The 20,436-nt window shown below is 44.8% G+C and carries 21 protein-coding genes and 1 other RNA gene; 6 read left to right on the forward strand and 16 right to left on the reverse strand.

Features of this window, described 5'->3' with window-relative positions; all coding sequences use genetic code 11:
* Position 1: 1 nt before the first annotated feature.
* Genes prmA through IGK85_RS14815 form a run of 3 tightly spaced genes read right to left on the reverse strand, consistent with a single transcriptional unit; the run spans position 2 to position 2,083 of the window.
* A complete protein-coding gene (gene prmA / locus IGK85_RS14805) occupies positions 2-949 on the reverse strand; it encodes a 50S ribosomal protein L11 methyltransferase (RefSeq protein WP_005233456.1) in 948 nt (315 codons plus the stop codon).
* 11 nt (positions 950-960) lie between these two features.
* Positions 961-1,449 (reverse strand): DUF3013 family protein, encoded by a 489-nt coding sequence (locus IGK85_RS14810; RefSeq protein WP_034872159.1) that lies wholly within the window; start codon positions 1,447-1,449, stop codon positions 961-963.
* Complete coding sequence (locus IGK85_RS14815; protein WP_005233451.1) at positions 1,385-2,083, reverse strand: DNA-3-methyladenine glycosylase; 699 nt, start codon at positions 2,081-2,083, stop codon at positions 1,385-1,387. Before IGK85_RS14815 ends, IGK85_RS14810 begins: the two co-directional genes overlap by 65 nt.
* Positions 2,084-2,299: 216 nt before the next feature.
* Here IGK85_RS14815 and IGK85_RS14820 point away from each other — a divergent pair, with 216 nt between their 5' ends.
* From IGK85_RS14820 to IGK85_RS14835, 4 genes are all read left to right on the forward strand, one after another.
* A complete protein-coding gene (locus IGK85_RS14820; RefSeq protein ID WP_008382049.1) occupies positions 2,300-3,577 on the forward strand; it encodes a replication-associated recombination protein A in 1,278 nt (425 codons plus the stop codon).
* Between the two features lie 85 nt (positions 3,578-3,662).
* Positions 3,663-3,857: non-coding RNA, 6S RNA (gene ssrS, locus IGK85_RS14825), on the forward strand.
* Positions 3,858-4,024: 167 nt separating this feature from the next.
* Entirely contained in the window at positions 4,025-4,315 is a 291-nt protein-coding gene (locus tag IGK85_RS14830; RefSeq protein ID WP_005233435.1) for a hypothetical protein, read from the forward strand.
* 64 nt (positions 4,316-4,379) lie between these two features.
* Positions 4,380-4,859 carry a universal stress protein gene (locus IGK85_RS14835; protein WP_008382048.1) on the forward strand — a complete coding sequence of 160 codons (480 nt, stop codon included), beginning with the start codon at positions 4,380-4,382 and terminating at the stop codon, positions 4,857-4,859.
* A gap of 285 nt (positions 4,860-5,144) precedes the next feature.
* On the opposite strand, the gene IGK85_RS14840 is transcribed toward IGK85_RS14835, so the two are convergent.
* Both IGK85_RS14840 and IGK85_RS14845 read right to left on the reverse strand, forming a co-directional pair.
* Positions 5,145-6,725, reverse strand: coding sequence for a hypothetical protein (locus tag IGK85_RS14840; protein WP_008382047.1), 1,581 nt, complete (start codon positions 6,723-6,725; stop codon positions 5,145-5,147).
* Positions 6,726-7,481, reverse strand: a complete 756-nt coding sequence (locus tag IGK85_RS14845; RefSeq protein ID WP_008382046.1) for an ABC transporter ATP-binding protein — start codon at positions 7,479-7,481, stop codon at positions 6,726-6,728.
* Between the two features lie 270 nt (positions 7,482-7,751).
* Between IGK85_RS14845 and IGK85_RS14850 the strand changes: the two genes are divergently transcribed.
* Positions 7,752-9,752, forward strand: coding sequence for a KUP/HAK/KT family potassium transporter (locus IGK85_RS14850; RefSeq protein WP_008382045.1), 2,001 nt, complete (start codon positions 7,752-7,754; stop codon positions 9,750-9,752).
* Between the two features lie 313 nt (positions 9,753-10,065).
* The gene (abc-f, locus tag IGK85_RS14855; protein WP_008382043.1) at positions 10,066-11,649 is read left to right on the forward strand and encodes a ribosomal protection-like ABC-F family protein; all 1,584 of its coding nucleotides are present in this window, start codon (positions 10,066-10,068) and stop codon (positions 11,647-11,649) included.
* Between the two features lie 95 nt (positions 11,650-11,744).
* On the opposite strand, the gene IGK85_RS14860 is transcribed toward abc-f, so the two are convergent.
* The 11 genes from IGK85_RS14860 to trmB all read right to left on the reverse strand — a co-directional run bounded on the left by IGK85_RS14860 (position 11,745) and on the right by trmB (position 20,427).
* The gene (locus IGK85_RS14860; RefSeq protein ID WP_005227746.1) at positions 11,745-13,205 is read right to left on the reverse strand and encodes a peptide MFS transporter; all 1,461 of its coding nucleotides are present in this window, start codon (positions 13,203-13,205) and stop codon (positions 11,745-11,747) included.
* A 357-nt stretch (positions 13,206-13,562) separates the two neighbouring features.
* On the reverse strand, positions 13,563-14,747 hold the full coding sequence (locus IGK85_RS14865; RefSeq protein ID WP_005233419.1) for an acetate/propionate family kinase: 1,185 nt from the start codon (positions 14,745-14,747) through the stop codon (positions 13,563-13,565).
* A 24-nt stretch (positions 14,748-14,771) separates the two neighbouring features.
* Positions 14,772-15,776, reverse strand: coding sequence for a class I SAM-dependent methyltransferase (locus IGK85_RS14870; RefSeq protein WP_008382040.1), 1,005 nt, complete (start codon positions 15,774-15,776; stop codon positions 14,772-14,774).
* A gap of 167 nt (positions 15,777-15,943) precedes the next feature.
* On the reverse strand, positions 15,944-16,315 hold the full coding sequence (gene comGG, locus IGK85_RS14875; protein WP_008382038.1) for a competence type IV pilus minor pilin ComGG: 372 nt from the start codon (positions 16,313-16,315) through the stop codon (positions 15,944-15,946).
* Positions 16,278-16,703, reverse strand: a complete 426-nt coding sequence (gene comGF / locus IGK85_RS14880; RefSeq protein ID WP_005233416.1) for a competence type IV pilus minor pilin ComGF — start codon at positions 16,701-16,703, stop codon at positions 16,278-16,280. The genes comGG and comGF overlap by 38 nt, the downstream gene beginning before the upstream one ends.
* Positions 16,693-17,007, reverse strand: a complete 315-nt coding sequence (locus tag IGK85_RS14885) for a hypothetical protein (protein WP_005233415.1) — start codon at positions 17,005-17,007, stop codon at positions 16,693-16,695. The genes comGF and IGK85_RS14885 overlap by 11 nt, the downstream gene beginning before the upstream one ends.
* On the reverse strand, positions 16,988-17,452 hold the full coding sequence (gene comGD, locus IGK85_RS14890) for a competence type IV pilus minor pilin ComGD (RefSeq protein WP_005233414.1): 465 nt from the start codon (positions 17,450-17,452) through the stop codon (positions 16,988-16,990). Before comGD ends, IGK85_RS14885 begins: the two co-directional genes overlap by 20 nt.
* A complete protein-coding gene (comGC, locus tag IGK85_RS14895; protein WP_005233413.1) occupies positions 17,436-17,741 on the reverse strand; it encodes a competence type IV pilus major pilin ComGC in 306 nt (101 codons plus the stop codon). The genes comGD and comGC overlap by 17 nt, the downstream gene beginning before the upstream one ends.
* Positions 17,738-18,766 carry a competence type IV pilus assembly protein ComGB gene (gene comGB, locus IGK85_RS14900; protein WP_008382036.1) on the reverse strand — a complete coding sequence of 343 codons (1,029 nt, stop codon included), beginning with the start codon at positions 18,764-18,766 and terminating at the stop codon, positions 17,738-17,740. The genes comGC and comGB overlap by 4 nt, the downstream gene beginning before the upstream one ends.
* Positions 18,720-19,682, reverse strand: coding sequence for a competence type IV pilus ATPase ComGA (comGA, locus tag IGK85_RS14905; RefSeq protein WP_429972320.1), 963 nt, complete (start codon positions 19,680-19,682; stop codon positions 18,720-18,722). The genes comGB and comGA overlap by 47 nt, the downstream gene beginning before the upstream one ends.
* 88 nt (positions 19,683-19,770) lie before the next feature.
* Positions 19,771-20,427 (reverse strand): tRNA (guanosine(46)-N7)-methyltransferase TrmB, encoded by a 657-nt coding sequence (trmB, locus tag IGK85_RS14910; RefSeq protein ID WP_005233410.1) that lies wholly within the window; start codon positions 20,425-20,427, stop codon positions 19,771-19,773.
* Positions 20,428-20,436: the final 9 nt, after the last annotated feature.

Consider the following 20,436-nt stretch of genomic DNA (forward strand, 5'->3'; position numbering starts at 1 on the left):
CTTACTCTACCTCTGGTTTTTTAAAGGCGATCGCATACCAGTCTTTTTGATTGAACAATTGATCGATCTCAAAGCCTTGTGCGATCATGGCATCGATCACTAATTGTTTTTTCGTCTCAATGATCCCAGAAACGATCAAGGTGCCCTCTTGCTTCAATAAACGCCATGCATCAGGGATCATCAATAAAATGATATCCGCTAAAATATTGGCAACGATAAGATCAGCAGGGACCGTCACCCCTTGCAAAAGGTCATTGGCTTGCACGGTCACATCGTGAGCAATGGGGTTCATCGCCATATTTTCTTGGGCGGACCTCACAGCGACTTCATCTAGATCATAAGCAAACACGTCTTTGGCACCTAAATATTTGCTGGCGATACTTAACACCCCTGAGCCCGTCCCGACATCTAAGACGGTTTCACCGCCCCGCAAGTAGACTTCTAGGGCTTGTAATGTCAAGCGTGTCGTAGGATGCGTGCCGGTCCCAAAGGCCATTCCCGGATCAAGGGTGATGATCTTTTCATCTTCTTGCAGCGGTTGATAGTTTTCCCAGCTCGGCACGATCGTCAGATAGCGGGAGATACGGACTGGATGGTAATATTTTTTCCAGGCCGTTGCCCATGCTTCTTCCACGACCTCGCTCGTTGTGATGGTGTTTTTGCCGATTGCCAAACCATACTCCGGCAGACGGTCGATGGCTGCTTTGATCGTCGGCAGCACTTCTGGCAAAAAAATCGTCTCTGGGAAATAGGCACTGACTTGCGCACCTTCTTCTAAGGTCGTATAGGTTTCTTTATCCAAAATTTCGCCATACGCATCGCTTTTAAAATTTTCGACATCTAAAACGTCCTCGATCGCTACCCCACTTGCTCCGTGTTCCATTAAAATATTGGCGACTGCTTCCACTGCTTCGCTAGCTGTCGCTACGGTTACTTCATTCCATTTCATGTTCGTTCTCCTTAGTAACTAGGGTACGGGATCATGGTTTCCCCAGCCCCGGCTTGATAGTTCGTCATTTTCTCCACAAATGCTTCTTCGTTGAATCGCAATTCAAAGATCGCTTCTTCACTGTCATCGTTCAAGAAATCAAGCAGATCGCTTTGGCCTTCTTCTAAAATTTCTTGAATGTAATCAACCAATCCGTCTAACAACGCTTTTTGGATCCCTTTTTTTCCTGCATAAGGAATCGTCGCTAAATAATCTTCTTCATCAAACGTTGATTTTTGTGGATCATACAACAAAATCCCATCTTCAAATTCAATGATCGCTTCCTCTGATGCCACACCTTGCGCATCGTCGATTTGGACTTGTTGAGGATTTTCGGCAAACAAGCGCAACACCAATTCGATGGTATGATTTTTGGCATCCCAATCGATCGCCACATCATAATCGGAGATTTTTTTCGTTAATCGCTGATCTAAGTAAGTCAATATCGTTTCTTTCGCCATCACTATTCCTTCTTTCTAGCCAGCCATGATCTTGCTGAACAGCGGCTTTTCGTATATTTGTTAAATAAGGATTACCAGCTACCGCAAATCGAAGCGGCATCTGAGTCCACTCCCCTTTGTTCGGGATACCAATTCGAGGCAATGCCAAAATTTCTTTTGGGGTACGTCGGCGCTCAGGAACCAAATGCAGCGGACTCGTAAAAATCGATTCGCCGTAAAGCTCAGCTGGAATCTGTAGTGCCTGTACTAGTTTCCCGGGGCCATTGGCTACATCCGGTCCCGTTTTTTGTCGCTGTTGTTCCATCAAGTCAATCCCATCCACCGGTTCTAGCCCGCGAATCATGATTCCTTGTGGGATGCCTTTTGGTTGCGTAATAAAGTTGACAATTCGATGCGTATGCATCGTATATAAATAAATCGTGCCGGGTTCCTGATACATCGCCCGAACCCTTGGTGTGTTTCGCATGCCCACACTATGAGCCGCCAGATCATCGGGACCTAGATACGCTTCACAATCCACGATATACCCACCTAATGTTCCTTCTGGGGTCTCATGTTCCAAATACATTCCTAATAAGGCACGTGCGATGGTCGTTGTCGGCTGTGTCGCAAATAGTGCCATTAATTCATCCATTCTCATCACCCTCTTTATTCTACACAATTCTCGGTCAACTTACTATCTTTGACTACAGAGTTGCGGTGATCTCAACGATTTCTTTTCAACGAACCTGTTTTTTGCTGACTGAGTGGAAAATACGCGCCCTTTTGTTTTCGTAAGGACGCAAATCAGCTTGTTTATGAGAATGTACGTTCTTATGTTATACTTACAGGAAAAGGAGAGGATCGTTTTATGCAGCAGCCACTTGCTTATCGAATGCGGCCACGGAACTTAGATGAAGTCGTCGGACAGCAGCATTTGGTTGGCCCGGGGAAAATCATTCGCCGAATGGTCGAAGCCAAAATGCTTTCTTCGATGATTCTATACGGACCGCCGGGAACCGGAAAAACCAGCATTGCCAGTGCGATCGCCGGCTCGACACGCTATGCGTTTCGCATGCTGAACGCCGCCACAGATACAAAAAAAGACCTGCAAATCGTGGCAGAGGAAGCCAAAATGAGCGGTACTGTCATTTTATTGCTTGATGAAGTCCATCGACTAGACAAGACAAAACAAGACTTTTTACTGCCCCATTTAGAAAGCGGCAAGATTATTATGATCGGTGCCACGACGGAAAATCCCTACATTACGATCAATCCAGCGATTCGCAGTCGGACACAGATTTTTGAAGTCAAACCGCTCCAAGAAGAAGATATTTTGACCGCCATTGATCAAGCTTTAGCAGATGAAACTCGCGGACTTGGATCAGAAACCATCGTATTGACCGATGATGCCCGCTTGCATCTTTCGCGAGCGACCAACGGTGATTTACGAAGCGCCCTCAATGGCTTAGAACTCGCTGCCCGTTCCACACCAAAAGGACCAGACGGCATTATTCATTTGACCTTAGCGATCATCGAAGAGTGCGTACAGCGCAAAGCATTGACCCATGATAAAGATGGGGATGCGCACTATGATGTGATCTCTGCTTTTCAAAAATCGATTCGCGGCAGCGATGTGGATGGTGCGCTGCATTACTTAGGTCGTTTAGTAGAGGCAGGCGATTTGGCGATCATTTGTCGGCGCTTGATGGTCATCGGTTATGAAGACATCGGTTTAGCTAACCCAGCAGCCGCTGCTCGAACCGTCAATGCTGTGTTAGCCGCTGAACGTTTGGGCTTGCCGGAAGCTCGGATCCCTTTGGCCGATACGGTGGTCGATCTATGTTTGTCACCAAAATCCAACTCGGCCTACATGGCATTGGATGCAGCGATCGCAGATATTCGTAGCGGTAAAGCTGGCGATGTCCCGGATCATTTACGAGACAGTCATTACAAAGGCGCCGAAAGCTTGAATCGAGGAGTTGGCTATCAATACCCACATAATTTTGATGATGCATGGGTCGATCAGCAATATTTACCTGATAAGCTAAAAGGTACCCACTATTATCAACCGAAAGCCACCGGTAAATATGAGCAAGCGTTGGGCCAACGGTACCAACAATTGCAGCAACGAAAGAAAAAAAACTAGGTGCTTAGAAAAAATAGTGACTTTTTGGTATCGTTTTCAAACAACTTTATTGCACCTTCGTCATTCCTATGCTACTATAAGGATGGGAATTCTGTGATGTACGAGTTGTCCCTTTTGTGTGTTGACCGAACATTTTTATTGATATCTTGGGATCCGTCTTGTGTCAATGCTGGTAACATGCCTTTTCCTTTGGTAGTTCGAAGCTTAGACCGTGGAACCCACCTGCTAGAATTTGCGGGATCAATACTATGGGAAAAAGAACGGCATCAACGGATATTACCCATTCTTTTTAGAATGTGCCATCTGTTTTTAACAGATGGCTTTTTTGCGTTTTCTAACCGATAGCAACAGTGAAACGTCCTTGCCTGACATCAGAGTAAGGGTGGCTTTTGCTATTCTTTCTAGGGTTCGCTATACTAAACCTATCAACTTAGAATAGGATGGCGTATGTTTATGATTCTTCTATTATTTACGATCGTGGCACTCGTATTATTCGGCACCAGTTATTTGCTTTATGCCAAACAAGCGATTTTTTTCACTTTGATCCCTACTACTGAGGCGAATAAAGTCTTCTTAAAAACCTATAGCCTCATTCATTTCCTTTTAGGCGTAGTGGCATTGGTTGTGGGCTTTGTCGATAGAGAGCTGATTGCCTTGTTTTATTTGGCGTTGTTGCTGCTCTCTTCCGCTTCATTCAGCATCTTGCTGGCACAAAAAATGAAAAAAAAGGAAGATTAGGTTTTCTTTTTCCAGAAAAAAGCATTACAATAAAAGTAGAAGATAACAGATGGGAGTGTTTCTTATGTTACAACAATATCAACGAATCATGGTAGCCGTCGATGGGTCTAGCGAGTCAGAATTAGCCTTCAAAAAAGCCGTGAATGTGGCACAGCGGAATGATTCTGAATTAGTTTTAGCACATGTGATCGACACTCGGGCCTTTCAAACCGTTTCTTCTTTTGACGGCATGCTTGCTGAGCAAGCAACCGAAATGGCCAAACAAACTTTGAAAGACTATGAGGATTATGCCCGCAAACACCAAGTAACTGCAGTCAAAACAGTGATTGAATACGGCTCGCCAAAACCAATCATTGCCAAACAATTGCCCGAAGATCACAACATCGATTTGATTATGATCGGTGCCACTGGTTTAAATGCCGTGGAACGAATCTTTATCGGTTCCGTGTCTGAGTATGTCATTCGCCATGCTGGCTGTGATGTGTTAGTTGTGCGGACAGATCTAGAAAACAAAATCCCAGAAAAAGACCACACCAAAGCTTGATAGCTAGACGACCTGCCGACGAACGGCAGGTTTTTTTGTGCAAAAAAAACCGTGACAAAAGCAAAAGAGTCAACGAGCACTTAGGTCTCATTGGTCTTTTTGCCTTTGGTCACAGCTCTTTGACAAGTCGGTTATCCAAACTTGTACAGCAAAAAATGAAAGCAAAGTAATAGGTACTCCTATCTAACCATGTTTCCTTTTGATTGTAAATAGTTTTTCTGAATTTTCTGAATAAATAGTTAATTTATCCATCCTTAAATAAAAAAAAGCAAAGCATCGCTTCCCTTAGGAAAAACGACGCCAAAATCTATGGTCATAGTGGGCTATCCAAAGGACGCTGGTCAAGAGGATCACAAAGAAAACCGGACCATTCAATAACAAAAAATCAATCGAAGTCGCAGCAAAGCCATAAAGGATGATAACAATGACGGAAAGAAATAGCGTTGCGACTGTTCCAATGGCTAACCCAAGACTCCCCGCCCCTCTCGTAAACAATTGACTGATATTGGTCCAATCCAAAAGCAGCAATCGATAATCACGAGCAAAATATTTCAAGCACAAAAGAAAACTGCTCCAAAGTGCTCCTACTAGGAAAGAGATAGCCAAAATCAGCGGCATTTTGAATAAAAGCACTGCTACCAGCACGATGACTGCCGTTAAGCTCAGCTGCAAAACGACGCCAAAGCGGAATTTTTCCCGCAAGTAGCGCTTCATCGATAACGGCAAGGAGCGGACAAACAAGAAATTCTCCTGATCCAATGAAATCAAATTACTGATAAAAGAAGTCGGGTTGACCATCAGTGCCGCCAAGGCGATCCCCGCCACGAAAACAACACCGATAAATCGCTCATCCAATTCACTTAACTGAACCGCCCCAGTAAACACAAAGGACACTAAAAAAATGATGGGCATCAGTAACGAGGAAGAAAAGACTTGCATGATCAAATTCGGATCACGGATCAACTGCGAATTGTAATTAAACAACAGCTGGCCCAAACCTTGATTGGGTTTATGCTTCCGACGAACACTCCCTTGGTTAGGCGCCGCGGCTGCCACTTGCTCATAAAACTTCGGCAAGATCAATCGATAGAGGGCAAAAAGCAGCACGCCTGCTGTGGCGATGATCCCTAGCAAGCTAAGCAAACCGGTCGTTTGAAACGGTGCCACCATCACATAATAAAAAGGCAATAAAAAGCTGATCGCTCCCCGGTCTACCACGTCTGTCTCATAAGTATTCACCTGATTCATCATTAAGACCCCGATCACAACAACCAGCATCGTCACACCTAGCAATAAACTAGTGACCAATTTTTTATGCTTCAAGAAAAACTTGGTGCGGGTCAGGCTGAAGACGATCAAGCTGCAAATGCTGAAGATCAAGACTAAAAACAAGCCGAACAGCAAGAACGCCCATAAGATCGTCAGCAAGAAAAAGACGTTTGCCCGAATCCCTGTCAGGAGAAATAAGACCAACAAAGGAAAAATAAACGGCGCAACGGTAAGAAATACCACCACGATCTTTGCCAGAAAAATTTCACTCTGTCGAAAGGGCAGCGGCAAATACGCTGGCAGATCTTGACTTTCGAAGAAGACATTGTAAATGGACGAAATCCCTTGGGAAAAGCCTAAGATTCCGAACAAAGCGACATAATAGGTAAAAAAGCCCGGCATCTGACTAAAATCCAATGTGATCATCGTCAAACCATAGACTAGCAGAAACACCACTCCAGAAAGCGCATATTGAAACAACAGATAACTGGTCAAGGTCGAACCAGCCTTGCCTTTTTTGCGGGCTTTGTCTGTCAGTTGGGGATTGGCATACCGCAAATTAACGGAGGTCAGCGTCAGAAATTGTTGTTTTCGCATCTACGCTTCCTCCGCTTCTGCAAGAATCGCTTCTTCTTGACTTCTCCCAGTCATTTGCAGATAGATCGTTTCCAAAGAAAGCGACGGATGCTGTGCCAGCAAATCTGCCACTGAGCCATTGTACAGCAACTCACCTTTTTTCAAAATCGCCAATTGATCGCACAACTGCTGGGCGGTGTCCAAGACGTGGGTGGAAAAAATCACGGTCTTACCCTTGGCAGCGTGCTGTTTCATCATTTCTTTTAAATCATACGCCGCTTGAGGATCTAAGCCTTGTAATGGTTCATCCAAGATCCAAATGTCCGGATCGGGGATCAATGCCCCAATCAGCAGCGTTTTTTGCCGCATTCCATGGGAAAAGCTGGCGATGGTCTCTTCTTCATGAGACAGCATATCAAACAAGCGCCCTAATTTTTGCAAACGCTCGGCCTTTTCCGCTGCTGGTACTTCATACGCTGCTGCAATCAAGTCCCAATATTCCCCAGCCGTCAGCTGTAAAAACAAATCTGGCGTGTCCGGCACATAGGCAATTTGTTTTTTTATCGCTTCCCGATGTTCCACGAGGGATTGACCGTCAAAAAAAATTTCCCCACTCGTCGGTTGTAAAATACTAACTAAGCTTTTGATCGTTGTCGACTTCCCTGCCCCGTTGTGTCCCAGAAAGCCAAAGATCTCCCCTTGACGAATCGTCAGGGAAAGATCAGACAATGCTTTTTTTGGTCCATATTGTTTCGTCAGATTCTTGATCTCAATCATTTTCCTGCCTCCTTATTCCATACCTATTGTTATCTTACGCTGAAACGTAGTAAAAGAAAAATGTTTATTGCCATTTTTATCAAATCAATTGACAGGAGCTGCAAAAACAAAGATAATAAGAGCACTTTAGGGGAGTAGCACATGGATCGTTCCATGATCTTAGATCAACAGCAAGCGGGAATCCGCTGGTTTAAGATGTTTCTTGCAAGACCTAAGTGGCAAGGGGCCGCTTAGGTCTTTTTGCAGTTTAAAATGGAGGGAAAACAGTCAATGAGTTCAAGTAAAATGAAAAAAGTGACCGCCGGCGGACTTTTAGTCGCCATGGGGGTGGTCTACGGTGATATCGGTACGAGCCCACTTTACGTAATGAAAGCCCTGGTGGAGGATAATGGCGGACTACGCACCTTAACGCCCGACTTTATCTTAGGCAGCGTCTCGCTCGTCTTTTGGACGCTGACCTTGTTAACGACGATCAAGTACGTCTTGATCGCATTAAACGCGGATAACCATGGAGAAGGCGGGATTTTTTCCCTTTATACCTTAGTTCGTAAAAACAGCCGCTACTTGATTATTCCAGCGATCATCGGGGGCGCAGCCCTGCTAGCAGATGGGGTATTGACGCCTGCCGTGACCGTAACCACTGCCATCGAAGGATTACGGGGAATTCCAGCCTTTTTTGATCGCTTCGGCAATGACCAATCGATCATCGTCGGCATCACCTTAGCAATCTTATTGGTCCTCTTTGCCCTGCAGCGCTTTGGGACTGAGTTTGTCGGCAAAGCCTTCGGACCGATCATGCTAGGCTGGTTCACCTTCTTGGGCATCGTCGGTGTGATGAACTTTGCTGGTGACCTTTCGGTGATTCGGGCCCTTGATCCCCGGTATGCGATCAATCTGCTCTTTAGTCCCGATAACAGCGCTGGTCTCTTTATTCTCGGCAATATCTTTTTGGCGACTACTGGTGCGGAAGCCCTCTACTCGGACTTAGGTCATGTGGGCAAAAAAAACATTTATGCCAGCTGGCCCTATATCAAAATCTGCTTGATGCTGAATTACTTTGGTCAAGCGGCGTGGCTGCTGCAAGTCTATCAAAACCCGACTTATCAAGAAATCGAAAACTTGAACCCATTTTTCCAAGCGTTGCCGCAAGGGTGGACAGTCTTTGGTGTCAGCTTCGCCACACTCGCTGCCATCATTGCTTCGCAAGCTCTGCTGTCTGGCTCCTTTACCTTGGTTTCTGAAGCCATCAAGTTGAAACTATTGCCGCGGATGCAAATCATCTATCCGGGGGCGTCTATCGGGCAAATGTATATTCCTGCCTTGAACACCTTGCTGTGGATCGCCTGTTCCGGCGTGGTCTTATTCTTCCAGACCTCTACTCGGATGGAAGCCGCTTATGGATTGGCCATTACGGTAACGATGTTGATGACCACTATTTTGCTGTATTTCTACTTGCACCAAAACAAGAAGACCCGTTTCTTGGCACCGTTCATCACGCTCTTTTTTGCAGCGATCGAAGGCATTTTCTTTATCTCTAGTGCGACGAAATTTTTCCATGGCGGTTACGTTGCCATCTTATTAGCCAGCGTGATCATCGGTGTGATGCTGATTTGGGAATGGGGCAATCGTATTCAAGAAAATGCTGCCGAAGAAGTTGCACTTTCTACCTACATCCCTCAATTGAAACAGTTGCGGGAAGATGATTCTTTGCCATTATCTCAGACGAACGTCGTCTTCATGGTTCCTAAACTACAAGACGATCAGATCGGTCAGCAGTTCATCTATTCCATTTTAGACAAACGGCCGAAGCGTGCCAAAGTGTATTGGTTCGTCAATGTGGAAGTCACCGATGAACCTTATACGAAAAAATATGAAGTTTCGATGGCAGATACCGATTTTATCGTTAAACTAAAGCTTTATCTCGGCTTTCGGGTGCCGCAAGAAGTCAATCTCTACATTCGCCAAATCATTCAAGAATTGATGAAAGATGGTCGCTTGCCGCTGCAGCCGCAACGCTATTCCTTAACGCCTGGACGCAATGTGGGTGATTTCCAATTCGTGATGATCGAAGAAGAGCTGTCGAATGCAACTGCATTAAGCAAATGGCAGAAGCAAGTCATGCAGACGAAGCTTTTTATCAAACGCCATACTATTTCACCTGAACGCTGGTTCGGCTTAGAATACAGCGATGTGGTTCATGAGACCGTTCCTTTGGTCATCGGTCAGATGAAAGAAAGCTCTCTGACAGAATTACGCATCGAGGAACGCTAAGAAACCGCCAGTACTGGTTGAACTTTCTGATACTTTCAGGTACACTGAAAAGACAAAGACACAAAGGAGGGAAAACGACCATGATGCGCATGACTAAAATAACAAGTAATGAAAATTACCAACGATACCATATCGCATTTAGCCATGCAATTGGTTTTACAGTTGCTGTTGACGGGACGAGTCTGTCCAAAACAGTTAAATTTACGTAAAATCAATGGCCATCTCAAGGTATTTTTCTCAAAAAAATCTGAGTTTAAATAACACTGGCCATGGATATCCATGGCCTTTTTGAGTGGTCTCAAGGAGAGAGATCATGATCATACAAGCAATTGCTATTAAAAAAACCATCGGCGGGAATCCGTTATTTGAGGAGTTATCCTGCCAAATCGAAGCTGGGGAAAAAATTGCCCTAGTCGGCATCAACGGAACGGGCAAATCAACCTTTTTACAAATCTTGACTGGCAGTGAAGGTGTCGATAGCGGCGTTATCAGCCGCCAAAAAGGCTTGAGGATCGGGACGGTCGAGCAAGAGCTGACAGTTTCTGAAGCAACCGTTACCCACTACCTGCTCCATTCTGCAGCTAACATTCAAGAACTCAAACAGCAAATGAGCCATTACGAAGCCTTGATGGCAGAACCCGATACTGATTTAGAGAAGTGTCTGATCCGTTATGGCGAGCTGCAGCAGCGCTTTGAAGAGCTGGGCGGTTATGGATTAGAAGACCGAATTTCCGCGATCTTACAAGGGTTAGGAATTCCCCATCGGCAGGACGCACGGTTAACAGACCTTAGCGGGGGTGAACGGGTCAAAGTCGCTTTAGCCAAAGTGTTAGTCACCGATGCTGACTTGCTGTTACTGGATGAACCAACCAATCACTTGGATCTTTCAAGTATCCGCTGGTTGGAAAATTATTTACAGAATACGAAAAAAGCGGTTCTAGTCGTTTCTCACGATCGACACTTTCTCGATCAAGTCACCACCAAGACCTGGGAACTGGAAGAAGGCGCCCTGATTGAGTATCCTGGGAACTATAGCCGATTTCGTGTCTTGAAAGAAGCTCGCTTGGCGGAGCTGACCAAAAATTACGAACTGCAGCAAAAAGAAGTCCAGCGACTGAAAGTCATGATTCGTCGATTTCGTCAGTGGGGCCATGAAGGAGACAATGAATCCTTCTTCAAAAAAGCCAAAGAATTGGAACGCCGCCTAGCGAAACTTACACTGGTCAAACCGCCAGCGCCCCCGAAAAATCGGCTGCAAGGCTTGGCAAATGGCGGAAAATCAGGTAAAGAGGTGTTCATCGTTCGCGACTTGCACCAGCAATATGCCGATCAGCTCCTATTCAAAGACAGCAGTTTTGCAATCTACCGTGGGGAGCATCTAGCCATCATCGGCGACAATGGTACCGGAAAATCAACCTTACTCACATTACTTCTCGGTGAGGAGCTTCCTAGCGGCGGCACTATCAAGCGCGGCAGCAGCTTACAAATCGGCTATTTGCCCCAACAGCTACAGTTTGCCGATCCTGAGAGCCGCTTGTTGGCCTACGTACAGACGTTGACAGGAAACGAAGAGGCTGCTCGTCGGCAATTGGCCAAAAGTGGGTTTTATCAAAGTGATGTGGCCAAACGAATCAAAGATTTATCTGGTGGTGAAAAAATCCGGTTGGCATTACTGAAACTCTTTTTAGAAAAAATCAACGTCCTGATTTTGGATGAACCAACCAATCACCTCGACAGCTATGCCCGAGAAGAAATTGAAGAAATGCTGCAAGATTATCAAGGAACCCTGCTGGCAGTCAGCCATGACCGCTACTTTTTGCAGCAGCACTTCCAAGAAGCCCTGGTCATTGCACAGCAGCAGATCACACGCCAGCCACTAAGCCCATTGATTGACTAAGACATTGATTCGCAACAAAAAAACTTGATTTTCCTACAGTAAGCATGGGTTGTTCAATCCATGCATAGGCGGAAAATCAAGTTTTTATTTTTTGATCAATGAATGTTGCCGATCAAGTTGCGGATCGGTTTTCTAGCTAAATACAAGATGATGCCGACAACAACGGCTACTCCGCCGACGATGCCATAGTACATCCCTTCTGTTTGTGGTGTATAGAACCGAGCGATTTGCGCATTGATGGCTTGTGAAGAAGCGTCTGCTAACAACCAAATCGCCAAGGTTTGTGCTTCGAAAGCTTTCGGCGCTAGTTTGGTCGTCACCGACAAGCCCACAGGTGAAAGACACATTTCCCCCGCAATCATAATGAAGAAGCTCAATACCAACCATAATGGGCTGACCCGTTCTTCTACTCCAAACAAGAGGCTTGGCAGCATTAGCAATAGAAAGGACAAACCGGCTAAGACTAAACCAATGGCAAACTTCACTTCTGTCCGTGGCTGACGAGAGCCTAGTTTGGTCCACAACCAGACAAAGACAGGTGTCAGTAAGACGACAAAAAGTGGATTTAAGGTTTGATACAAACTTGCTGGAATATTGATGCCGAATAACGTTGATTGCGTACGGTCAGCAGCAAACAATGCCAAGATCGATGAGCCTTGTTCTTCTAAGGACCAAAAGACGATCGCTGACAAGAACAGCGGAATGTAGGCCAACACTTTTTTCTTTTCATCTGGTGTGACATCTTTCGAACGCAGCATTTTGGTAAAGTAGTAGATCGGCAAGAAAATACCTAAAACACTGATGAAGTTGATGAAGAAATCAACCGTCAGATGGCCAGTTGCAGCAGCTGCGCCAAACAACACTGCCAATGCGAGAAGAACCAGAACGACTGCTCGGAAGAAGGTTTTCTTTTCGGCTGCCGATAAGGGATTCGTTGGCGCGATCGCTACACTTTTCAACGTGGTTTTTCCTTGCACATAATACTGCACCAAACCGATAAACATCCCGATAGCAGCAATCGAAAAGCCTAAGTGGTAGTTGACCTCTTGTCCTAAGATCCCGACGATGATCGGTGCTAACAAGCCACCGATATTGATCCCCATGTAGAAAATTGAGAAACCAGCATCCCGACGGATATCGTCTTTGCTGTATAAATGCCCCACCATACCCGACACGTTGGATTTCAATAGTCCGGTTCCGATGACGATCAGCATCATGGACACAAACAACGCTGGAATCCCTAAAGGTGTTGCCAAGACGATGTGTCCTAACATGATCAAGATTCCACCATAAAAGACGGATTTATTTGATCCTAAAAGACGGTCCGAGATCCAGCCGCCAACAATACTTGACATATACACTAAGGAACCGTAAATCGACATGATCGCCACAGCCGTTCCTTTTGGCAACCCTAAGCCGCCGTTGGCAACTGCATCGTACATGAAGTACACCAAAATCGCCCGCATACCATAATAACTGAATCGTTCCCACATTTCCGTGAAGAATAAAGTTGACAGCCCTCGCGGCTGACCTAAGAATGTTTTTTCTTTTTCCATATGTAATGGCCCCTTATAAAAATTAATGAAAATAAAATAGCGGAATTTTTCTGAAAATTCACAAATGCCAGTTTATTCCCATTTGGCAACTTTTACAAGGGTATTTCCCTGAGAACACCTTGTAAAAAAGGAGGGAAATTTAAATTCAAATGAAAGCAAAATGAGAAGCCCTCCACCTAGGTGCAGTATGAGCCAATTTTCATATGTATAATTATTAAATTATCTGTTTAAAAAATTAGAAAATGGTCTTCACCAATTTTTCTCTCTAGCCCCATTTTGCGGACTTTCCTACAAAAAAACACATGCAAGCATTTCTCTTGCATGTGTTTCAGCTTCTATTCTAAGGAAGGTTTTCGCTTAGCCGCGTAAACGTTCCACATCGCGAGCGATCATTAATTCTTCATCTGTTGGGATCAAAAGTACTTTGACTTTTGACTCTTCAGTTGAGATCACTAATTCTTCGCCGCGTTTTGCATTTTGATCGGCATCTAATTCGCAACCAAACCAAGTCATGCCTTTGATAACTTCGCTGCGGACGTGGGCATCATTTTCACCGATACCGGCAGTAAAGACGATCGCATCAACACCGTTCATGGTCGTTACATAGCCACCAATGTATTTACGGATGCGGTCAGTAAAGACGTCATAAGCAACTTTGACTTCTTCTTTGTCGTAGTTTGCTTCTAGATCGCGCATGTCGCTGGAAATACCAGTTAAGCCTAATAAACCAGATTTTTTGTTTAAAACATCCACCATTTCATCGATATTCAAATCTAATTTTTCCATTAAGTAAGGCAAAACAGCAGGATCGATGTCACCTGAACGTGTGCCCATCGTTACACCAGCTAATGGCGTGAAGCCCATTGATGTATCTACTGATTTTCCGCCGTCAACCGCAGTGATCGACGCACCGTTCCCTAGATGGCAAGTGATGATTTTTAATTCTTCGATTGGTTTACCTAACATTTCTGCTGCACGCTCAGAAACATAACGGTGGCTTGTACCGTGGAAGCCGTATTTACGTACTTTAAATTCGTTATAGTACTCTAATGGCAAGCTGTATAGGTAATTGTGTTTTGGCATCGTTGCATGGAAAGAAGTATCAAAAACAGCGACACTGATGATTTCTGGCAAGATTTTTTTGAAAGCAGTGATCCCCATCAAGTTTGCTGGGTTGTGTAATGGCGCAAATTCAGCCAATGCTTGGATGCGTTCCATCACTTCGTCTGTGATCACAACTGAATCAGGGAAATCTTCTCCGCCGTGAACGACGCGGTGACCGACGCCAGTGATTTCATCATAGGCACCTAAAATGTTTAATTCAATCAGTTGATCCAATAACATTTTTACAGCTACTTCGTGATCGTTGATGTCGATGATTTGTTCGAATTTTTGATCTTCCCCATATTTGATGGTAAAGATAGAATCTTTCAAACCGATTCGTTCAACGATTCCTTTAGCGACAACTGTTTCCTCTGGCATTTGATATAATTGCCATTTTAAACTTGAACTTCCAGCATTGATTGCGATTGTTTTTGACATGATGATCTCCTTATCCGAATTATATTACAGATTTGCTGCTTTCCAAGCCGCAAATTGTTCAAAAAGTTTTGTGATGTTCTTTGGTTCTTTCAGTGAGGCTAGCTTGACCAGCAAGACTTCGTCTGCTTGTTTGCTTGTCCCTCCATGGTTTTGTAAAAGCAAAATACTTTTACGTGAATGTTCATTTTTAAAGAGTTCTTCAGGAAGCTGAATCATTCCTTGCAAATAAACCTTTTCTTTCAGCCATTTTTTCAAAAATTCACTCTGTTCCGTTTCCAAGAAGTTGCTTGGTACTAAGAACAAACCGTAACCGCCAGCTTTGACATAGTTCATCGCTTGTTCCATCAACAAATGATGGGCGTAACTGTGCCCTTCTGGAGCCGCCGTAATAAAGCTGCGGGCTTTGTCATCTTGTGGGTAATAGCCCACCGGTAGATCGCTGATCGCCAGATCCATCGGTTCGATCAAAAGCTCTTGCAAGCCATCTTGATGGAACAAATGCAAGGGCGCTTTGGTCCATTCGCCAGTCGCAGCTGCGATCGCCAACAAGGTTTCGTCAATATCCACACCGGTTCCTTCTACTGGACGCTTCGCTAATTGCAGATTCAGCAAGACTGTCAATAAGAGATTCCCCATGCCTACCGATAAATCAAGAAGTTTCACTGGTTGGTCGGCACTACTCAACTGCTCGATCAAATAGACGAATAAAAACCCAAGACTATCTGGTGTCAGTTGGTGATTGGCCTGTAGGCGCTCCGTTTGGCTGCCTTTCAACAAAACCAACTGCGCAAGCTTGCGTTTTTCTTCTGCCGATAGTTCCATTGCTCGAATTTCTTGATAGATGGTTTCTAAACGAGCAGCAGTTGCTTCATCTGGTACCCCATCGATCACGCGAACTTGGTATTGATCAACAAAATTTTCGATCGTCTCTACGTAAGCATCAAAAAAAGACGTTTCCAATGCGTTTTGAAGCAGTTGGATCGCTTCAACGGTCAAATGAAAAGACGTTTCCATTTTTTCTGCGGACATCTTGCACCTCTTTTCAAAACTATAACAACATATATACCTGTTTAATTTTAGCCGATTCATCCAAAATAATCAATCGCTTTCGTTTAGAATAATTTGTGAAGCTGTAAACATTCTTTTTCTATTTCTGTATGAAAAAGGATGGTCGAAACAACCATCCTTTTCCTGTACTATTCTTCTTGGTCATCTGTGTCTATTTCAGGCTGCTCTTCAGGCAACAAAAAGGTAAAAGTAAATCGCCGACTTTTGACATAGCATTCGATCTGTAAGCTCTGTCCTTGCCGTTCATAAGTCAACTTTCCTACATTATAAAACCGTGTCCCTCGATCTTCCAACTCGTTTTGCAAGAATTCCGCATGGAAAAGTTCACTCATAATACGGGCTTCATAGGTTTCAATGGTTTTTGTATAAAAAAGGGCTGTTGTGCGGCTGTTTTCTAACACCAGCAATAACATCAAGCTCAACAGCTGCACAAACAACAATGCTGTGAGTAAAATACCGCCTTTATGCCGCCTCTTGTGAGTGTATTTTCCATTGTCCAATTTTCTGGTCTCCATTCTCAAAGGAAACGGTAAAGCGGATCGCTGCGCCAATTTTCTCAAAAGACACATCTGCCACTTCTGTCAACAACGGTTGATAGCCATTGTTGTCCCGTTTCCGCAACACGCGGTTGATGCGATCGATCGTTACCGAATTGTTTTGACTGCTTCGCAAATATAGCGTGTTCTCGCTGACTGATAGATAGACACAGGTACTTAATTCCCGTTCCAACTGAAACAAAAAAACATGCCATTCTTGATCTTTGCGAGCCATGATCTGCTGATTGACCGGTGCGAGGTGCTTGACGATCCCGCTGATCATCAATAAGCAGATCGCCAATACCCATAAAGACAACAGACACTCCAACAAAGTAAAGCCTTTACTCTTCATACACAATCTCCCAGAGCTGTTCGCCACTTTGGATGCGTGCCTGTTGATGCTGCGCTGCTTGCCAAAAGCGAACTTGATAGACCGTCTGACGCTGCGTCGTGTAGGTAATGGTTGACGCATCAAAGGAGTGGTTCTGGACTTCTTCATACAGCACCCGCAGCATTTGGGCTTTTTCCTGCAATGCCGCACTTTGCGTCAGTGAAGCGGTCTGCATCGCTAAAAACAATAACACACAGGTTGCCAACACCCCAAAGCCAATCAGGCTTTCTGCTAAGATGAACCCGCTATTCAACGATTTTTTCATAGCGTCCGCTCCCAAATAAAAACTTATAGCTGATGGTTTGCTTTTTCTCCTGCCAATAGAAAACGATCCTTCGCAGACTACTATTGTTGCCGGACTGACTACTAAAAAGAATATCGGGAAACGCCTGCATCGCTAGTTGAGGAGGGACTTCGATCTTGGTGACCGGCTCAGTTGCAGCGCCATAAAATGAAACAGTTGGCGTTGGCGCTGCTTGATAAACGGCTCGGGTTTGTGTGTTATCGATGATGGCCGATTGCTGTATGGTATAGAGGCCTTTTTCTAAGCGTGCACAAAAGCCTAAGACTTCAGCAGATCGTTGATAGTACTCGATGGCCACGACGGGAAAAAAGAGAAACATACTACTGACCATGAGGACCAAAAGGCTTTCTATTAAAGTAAAACCAGCAAAAGAGCAACGTCGACAGCCCTTAGTCCCCTTGCTCATAAATCGCATATTGCTCCTCAGATACATACCCTTCAGCGATCAATTCTTCTCTCGAGGGCTCCCGATTTTCATTCAGACGAAAGAGTTCGATCTGGGTTTCCACCACTTTCACGATGGCCGCATTTCCTTTCTCATCAATGATTCCTCTTTGCTTGGCAAGATTTGGGACAAACAACAAAACCAAAATACTGATCACTAATAAAACAACCAACATTTCAACCAATGTAAAGCCTTTTTTGACACGCCAAATCCCCTGCTTGCGAGAAGATGCGACTTTCTTTTCTATCATTCGATCACTCCTTGGATATTTCCATAGATTGGTAAAAACATAGCGGCATAGATCCCAACGATCATTAAAGCAACCAACAAAAAAATCAGAGGCTGAACCCAGTGAATAGCTTTTTCGATTCGTTGAAACAAGCGATCCATCAATAATTGACTGTATAAAAAAAGCTCTTCTCCTAACTTTCCCCGTACTTCTCCTTGAAAGACGATCAAAGAAAATTCTGGTGTGAGAAACGAGAAATGACGAAGTTTTTCTGGGAGTTCTCCGCCAAGTGTCAAGGTCACTCGCAACTCTCGCGCTAATTCTTGGATCAAGGTAGCTTTATTGGTGTGCTCCATACACTCAATGATCTGTTGGATATCTAACCCTTGCTGAAACAACTTGCCCCATTCCAATGCGAAAAAACTCGTGTGATAACTTGTGTACAATGCTCCGAACAATGGCAGGTGGCTGAAGAATACAGCTTTTTGCAAGGCAGTGCGGCGGGCAAACACCCAGCGGCTGATCACAAAAAGCAGCACACTTACTAACAAGAAGAGGATAAGTACTGCTGGTGCCCAAGTGATGGCGCGAATGCCCCAATGATCTTCGTCGATCATGCCAGAGGCTAACAATTGAGGCAATAAAAAGCGATGCATGCCAAAGAGAGCCGCCACTAAAAAGACCAGTAGCAAAAGCGGATAGGCCGCTACTTTGTACAGCAGCTGTTTTTGCTTGTTGACCAATTTGTGGTAGTCGACCATCCGCCGCAAGGTCGTCGTGAGATTCCCATGACTTTCTGCTAAATAAAGCTGACTTTTTTCGGTAGCCGATAAAGACAACGGCGCTACTGCTGCTGCCAAGCTTTGCCCTTGGGCAAGATGGGCAATCAGCTGTTCGATCACAGGTTCAGAAAACTGGCGACTGCGCAGCAACACTTGGAGGCTTTCTTGTAGGGAAAAGCCACTCTCCAATAACACCGTGAAGGTGACCAAGAGGGCTTCAGTTGCACGGCGTGGTAGCTGGGGCTTCTTTTTCATAAACTTCATCGGTGATCCACCCACTTTCTTTCACTCGTTTTAATACGTGCTGCCACTGTTTTTCCACTTGCCCCTCATAAAAGTGATACGCCAGCAATCCATGGGGTTCGTTGACTTCATTCGGCAACAATCGCTGATAAACGATCCCTTGCAACGCGTGCGCCAGAAGATCGTCTGACCCTAGCAATTCCAGCAGCCGTGTCTTGGTTTCTGCTACGCCTCGTGCATGGATCGTGGCAAATACTCGGTGACCTGTCAGAGCGGCTCGTACAGCGGCTTGCGCCGTCTCTTTGTTACGGATCTCGCCAATCAAAAGCAGGTCTGGACGATGCCGCAAAGACAAGCGAATCAATTCATCATAGTCTTGTCCGATTTTCAAATTGGTCTGCAGCTGCAAAAAATGCGGCTCTTCAATCTCCACAGGAACTTCGATGGTAATGACTTGTCCCTGGGTTGCCCGTGCTAATTGATACATGAGGGTCGATTTTCCTGAGCCAGTGGGGCCGGAAAATAAATATAAGCCTCTTTGTTTGGTTGTCTGTTGGATCTGCTGGACGTCTTCTGCAAAAAAATAGCGCAGATGCTCCTTGTTCAAAGGATAAAGAAACCGCATCACGAGACTTTCACGCCCTTGATAATCACCCACCGTTGAGATGCGCAACCGCTGTAGCTGATCGCCTAACAGATAGCTGACTGCGCCTAACTGAGCTTTGCGCCGTTCTCCCACCTCCATTCCTCCTAAAAATTTGAAGCGGGTGATCAGCTGCTGAGCTTCTTCGTTGGTCAGTACTTGATAGGTCTTTCTGAGATAGCTTTTACTGATAATCACCTCCATCTGTGTACCGCTAGGCAAAATGGCCAGATCCTGCATGCGTTCTTGTCTTCCATAAAGAATCAACTCGTCTGAGAATGCTCGAATATCCACGACTTATCCCTCCTAAAAAGAAATACGCAAACGCTTTGAGAATAGAAAAAAAAGATGAAGCAAATTTGCTTCATCTTTCATCATTCGTTTATTTCTGTGGTTCTTTTGCCACAAATTGGGCTTCCACCCGATAGATCCGCTGCCCGCGGCTTGAGAATTTTTCTTCATATTCCGTCATGATATTGTTCTCAAAGGAACTGTTATGCAAGTCCAACCAAACTTGTTTGATAATCATGCCGTATTGAGAAAAGCTCGCTAAGGAATACTCAAACAATCCTTGGTTATCCGTTTTGAAATGGATCTCGCCGTTGGGACGTAAAATCTGCTCGTCGACTGCTAAAAAGGCTTTGGAAGTCAAACGGCGCTTCTCATGCTTCTTCTTAGGCCATGGATCAGAAAAATTCAAATAGATCTGGTCTACTTCATTGTCTGCAAAATAGTTGGTCAATGCGGAACCATCGACATGCAGCAGTTGCAAGTTCGGGATCTCCTGCTCGATCATTTTATCTAATGCGATCGAAACGACACTAATCTGCATTTCCACACCAATATAATTGATCTCGGGATGAGCTTTCGCCATTTCCGTAATAAATTGGCCTTTTCCCATTCCAATTTCGATATGCAGCGGGTGATCATTGCCAAAGCGTTCATGCCAACGCCCTTTCCATTCAGTAGGCTCTGCCACGACGTATTCTGGATGAGCGTCAATCAGCTCTTTTGCACCTGCACGTTTTCTTACTCTCATGTTTCTTCC

Source organism: Enterococcus sp. AZ015, assembly GCF_050499225.1.
In the GTDB taxonomy this organism is placed as follows: domain Bacteria; phylum Bacillota; class Bacilli; order Lactobacillales; family Enterococcaceae; genus Enterococcus_D; species Enterococcus_D entomosocium.

What these genes read in the sequence shown, in the direction of transcription:
- prmA (WP_005233456.1), bottom strand. Translation starts at nt 949, where the DNA reads ATGAAATGGAATGAAGTAACCGTAGCGACAGCTAGCGAAGCAGTGGAA.
- IGK85_RS14810 (WP_034872159.1), bottom strand. Translation starts at nt 1,449, where the DNA reads ATGGCGAAAGAAACGATATTGACTTACTTAGATCAGCGATTAACGAAA.
- IGK85_RS14815 (WP_005233451.1), bottom strand. Translation starts at nt 2,083, where the DNA reads ATGGATGAATTAATGGCACTATTTGCGACACAGCCGACAACGACCATC.
- IGK85_RS14820 (WP_008382049.1), top strand. Translation starts at nt 2,300, where the DNA reads ATGCAGCAGCCACTTGCTTATCGAATGCGGCCACGGAACTTAGATGAA.
- IGK85_RS14830 (WP_005233435.1), top strand. Translation starts at nt 4,025, where the DNA reads ATGTTTATGATTCTTCTATTATTTACGATCGTGGCACTCGTATTATTC.
- IGK85_RS14835 (WP_008382048.1), top strand. Translation starts at nt 4,380, where the DNA reads ATGTTACAACAATATCAACGAATCATGGTAGCCGTCGATGGGTCTAGC.
- IGK85_RS14840 (WP_008382047.1), bottom strand. Translation starts at nt 6,725, where the DNA reads ATGCGAAAACAACAATTTCTGACGCTGACCTCCGTTAATTTGCGGTAT.
- IGK85_RS14845 (WP_008382046.1), bottom strand. Translation starts at nt 7,481, where the DNA reads ATGATTGAGATCAAGAATCTGACGAAACAATATGGACCAAAAAAAGCA.
- IGK85_RS14850 (WP_008382045.1), top strand. Translation starts at nt 7,752, where the DNA reads ATGAGTTCAAGTAAAATGAAAAAAGTGACCGCCGGCGGACTTTTAGTC.
- abc-f (WP_008382043.1), top strand. Translation starts at nt 10,066, where the DNA reads ATGATCATACAAGCAATTGCTATTAAAAAAACCATCGGCGGGAATCCG.
- IGK85_RS14860 (WP_005227746.1), bottom strand. Translation starts at nt 13,205, where the DNA reads ATGGAAAAAGAAAAAACATTCTTAGGTCAGCCGCGAGGGCTGTCAACT.
- IGK85_RS14865 (WP_005233419.1), bottom strand. Translation starts at nt 14,747, where the DNA reads ATGTCAAAAACAATCGCAATCAATGCTGGAAGTTCAAGTTTAAAATGG.
- IGK85_RS14870 (WP_008382040.1), bottom strand. Translation starts at nt 15,776, where the DNA reads ATGTCCGCAGAAAAAATGGAAACGTCTTTTCATTTGACCGTTGAAGCG.
- comGF (WP_005233416.1), bottom strand. Translation starts at nt 16,703, where the DNA reads ATGAAGAGTAAAGGCTTTACTTTGTTGGAGTGTCTGTTGTCTTTATGG.
- IGK85_RS14885 (WP_005233415.1), bottom strand. Translation starts at nt 17,007, where the DNA reads ATGAAAAAATCGTTGAATAGCGGGTTCATCTTAGCAGAAAGCCTGATT.
- comGD (WP_005233414.1), bottom strand. Translation starts at nt 17,452, where the DNA reads ATGAGCAAGGGGACTAAGGGCTGTCGACGTTGCTCTTTTGCTGGTTTT.
- comGC (WP_005233413.1), bottom strand. Translation starts at nt 17,741, where the DNA reads ATGATAGAAAAGAAAGTCGCATCTTCTCGCAAGCAGGGGATTTGGCGT.
- comGB (WP_008382036.1), bottom strand. Translation starts at nt 18,766, where the DNA reads ATGAAGTTTATGAAAAAGAAGCCCCAGCTACCACGCCGTGCAACTGAA.
- trmB (WP_005233410.1), bottom strand. Translation starts at nt 20,427, where the DNA reads ATGAGAGTAAGAAAACGTGCAGGTGCAAAAGAGCTGATTGACGCTCAT.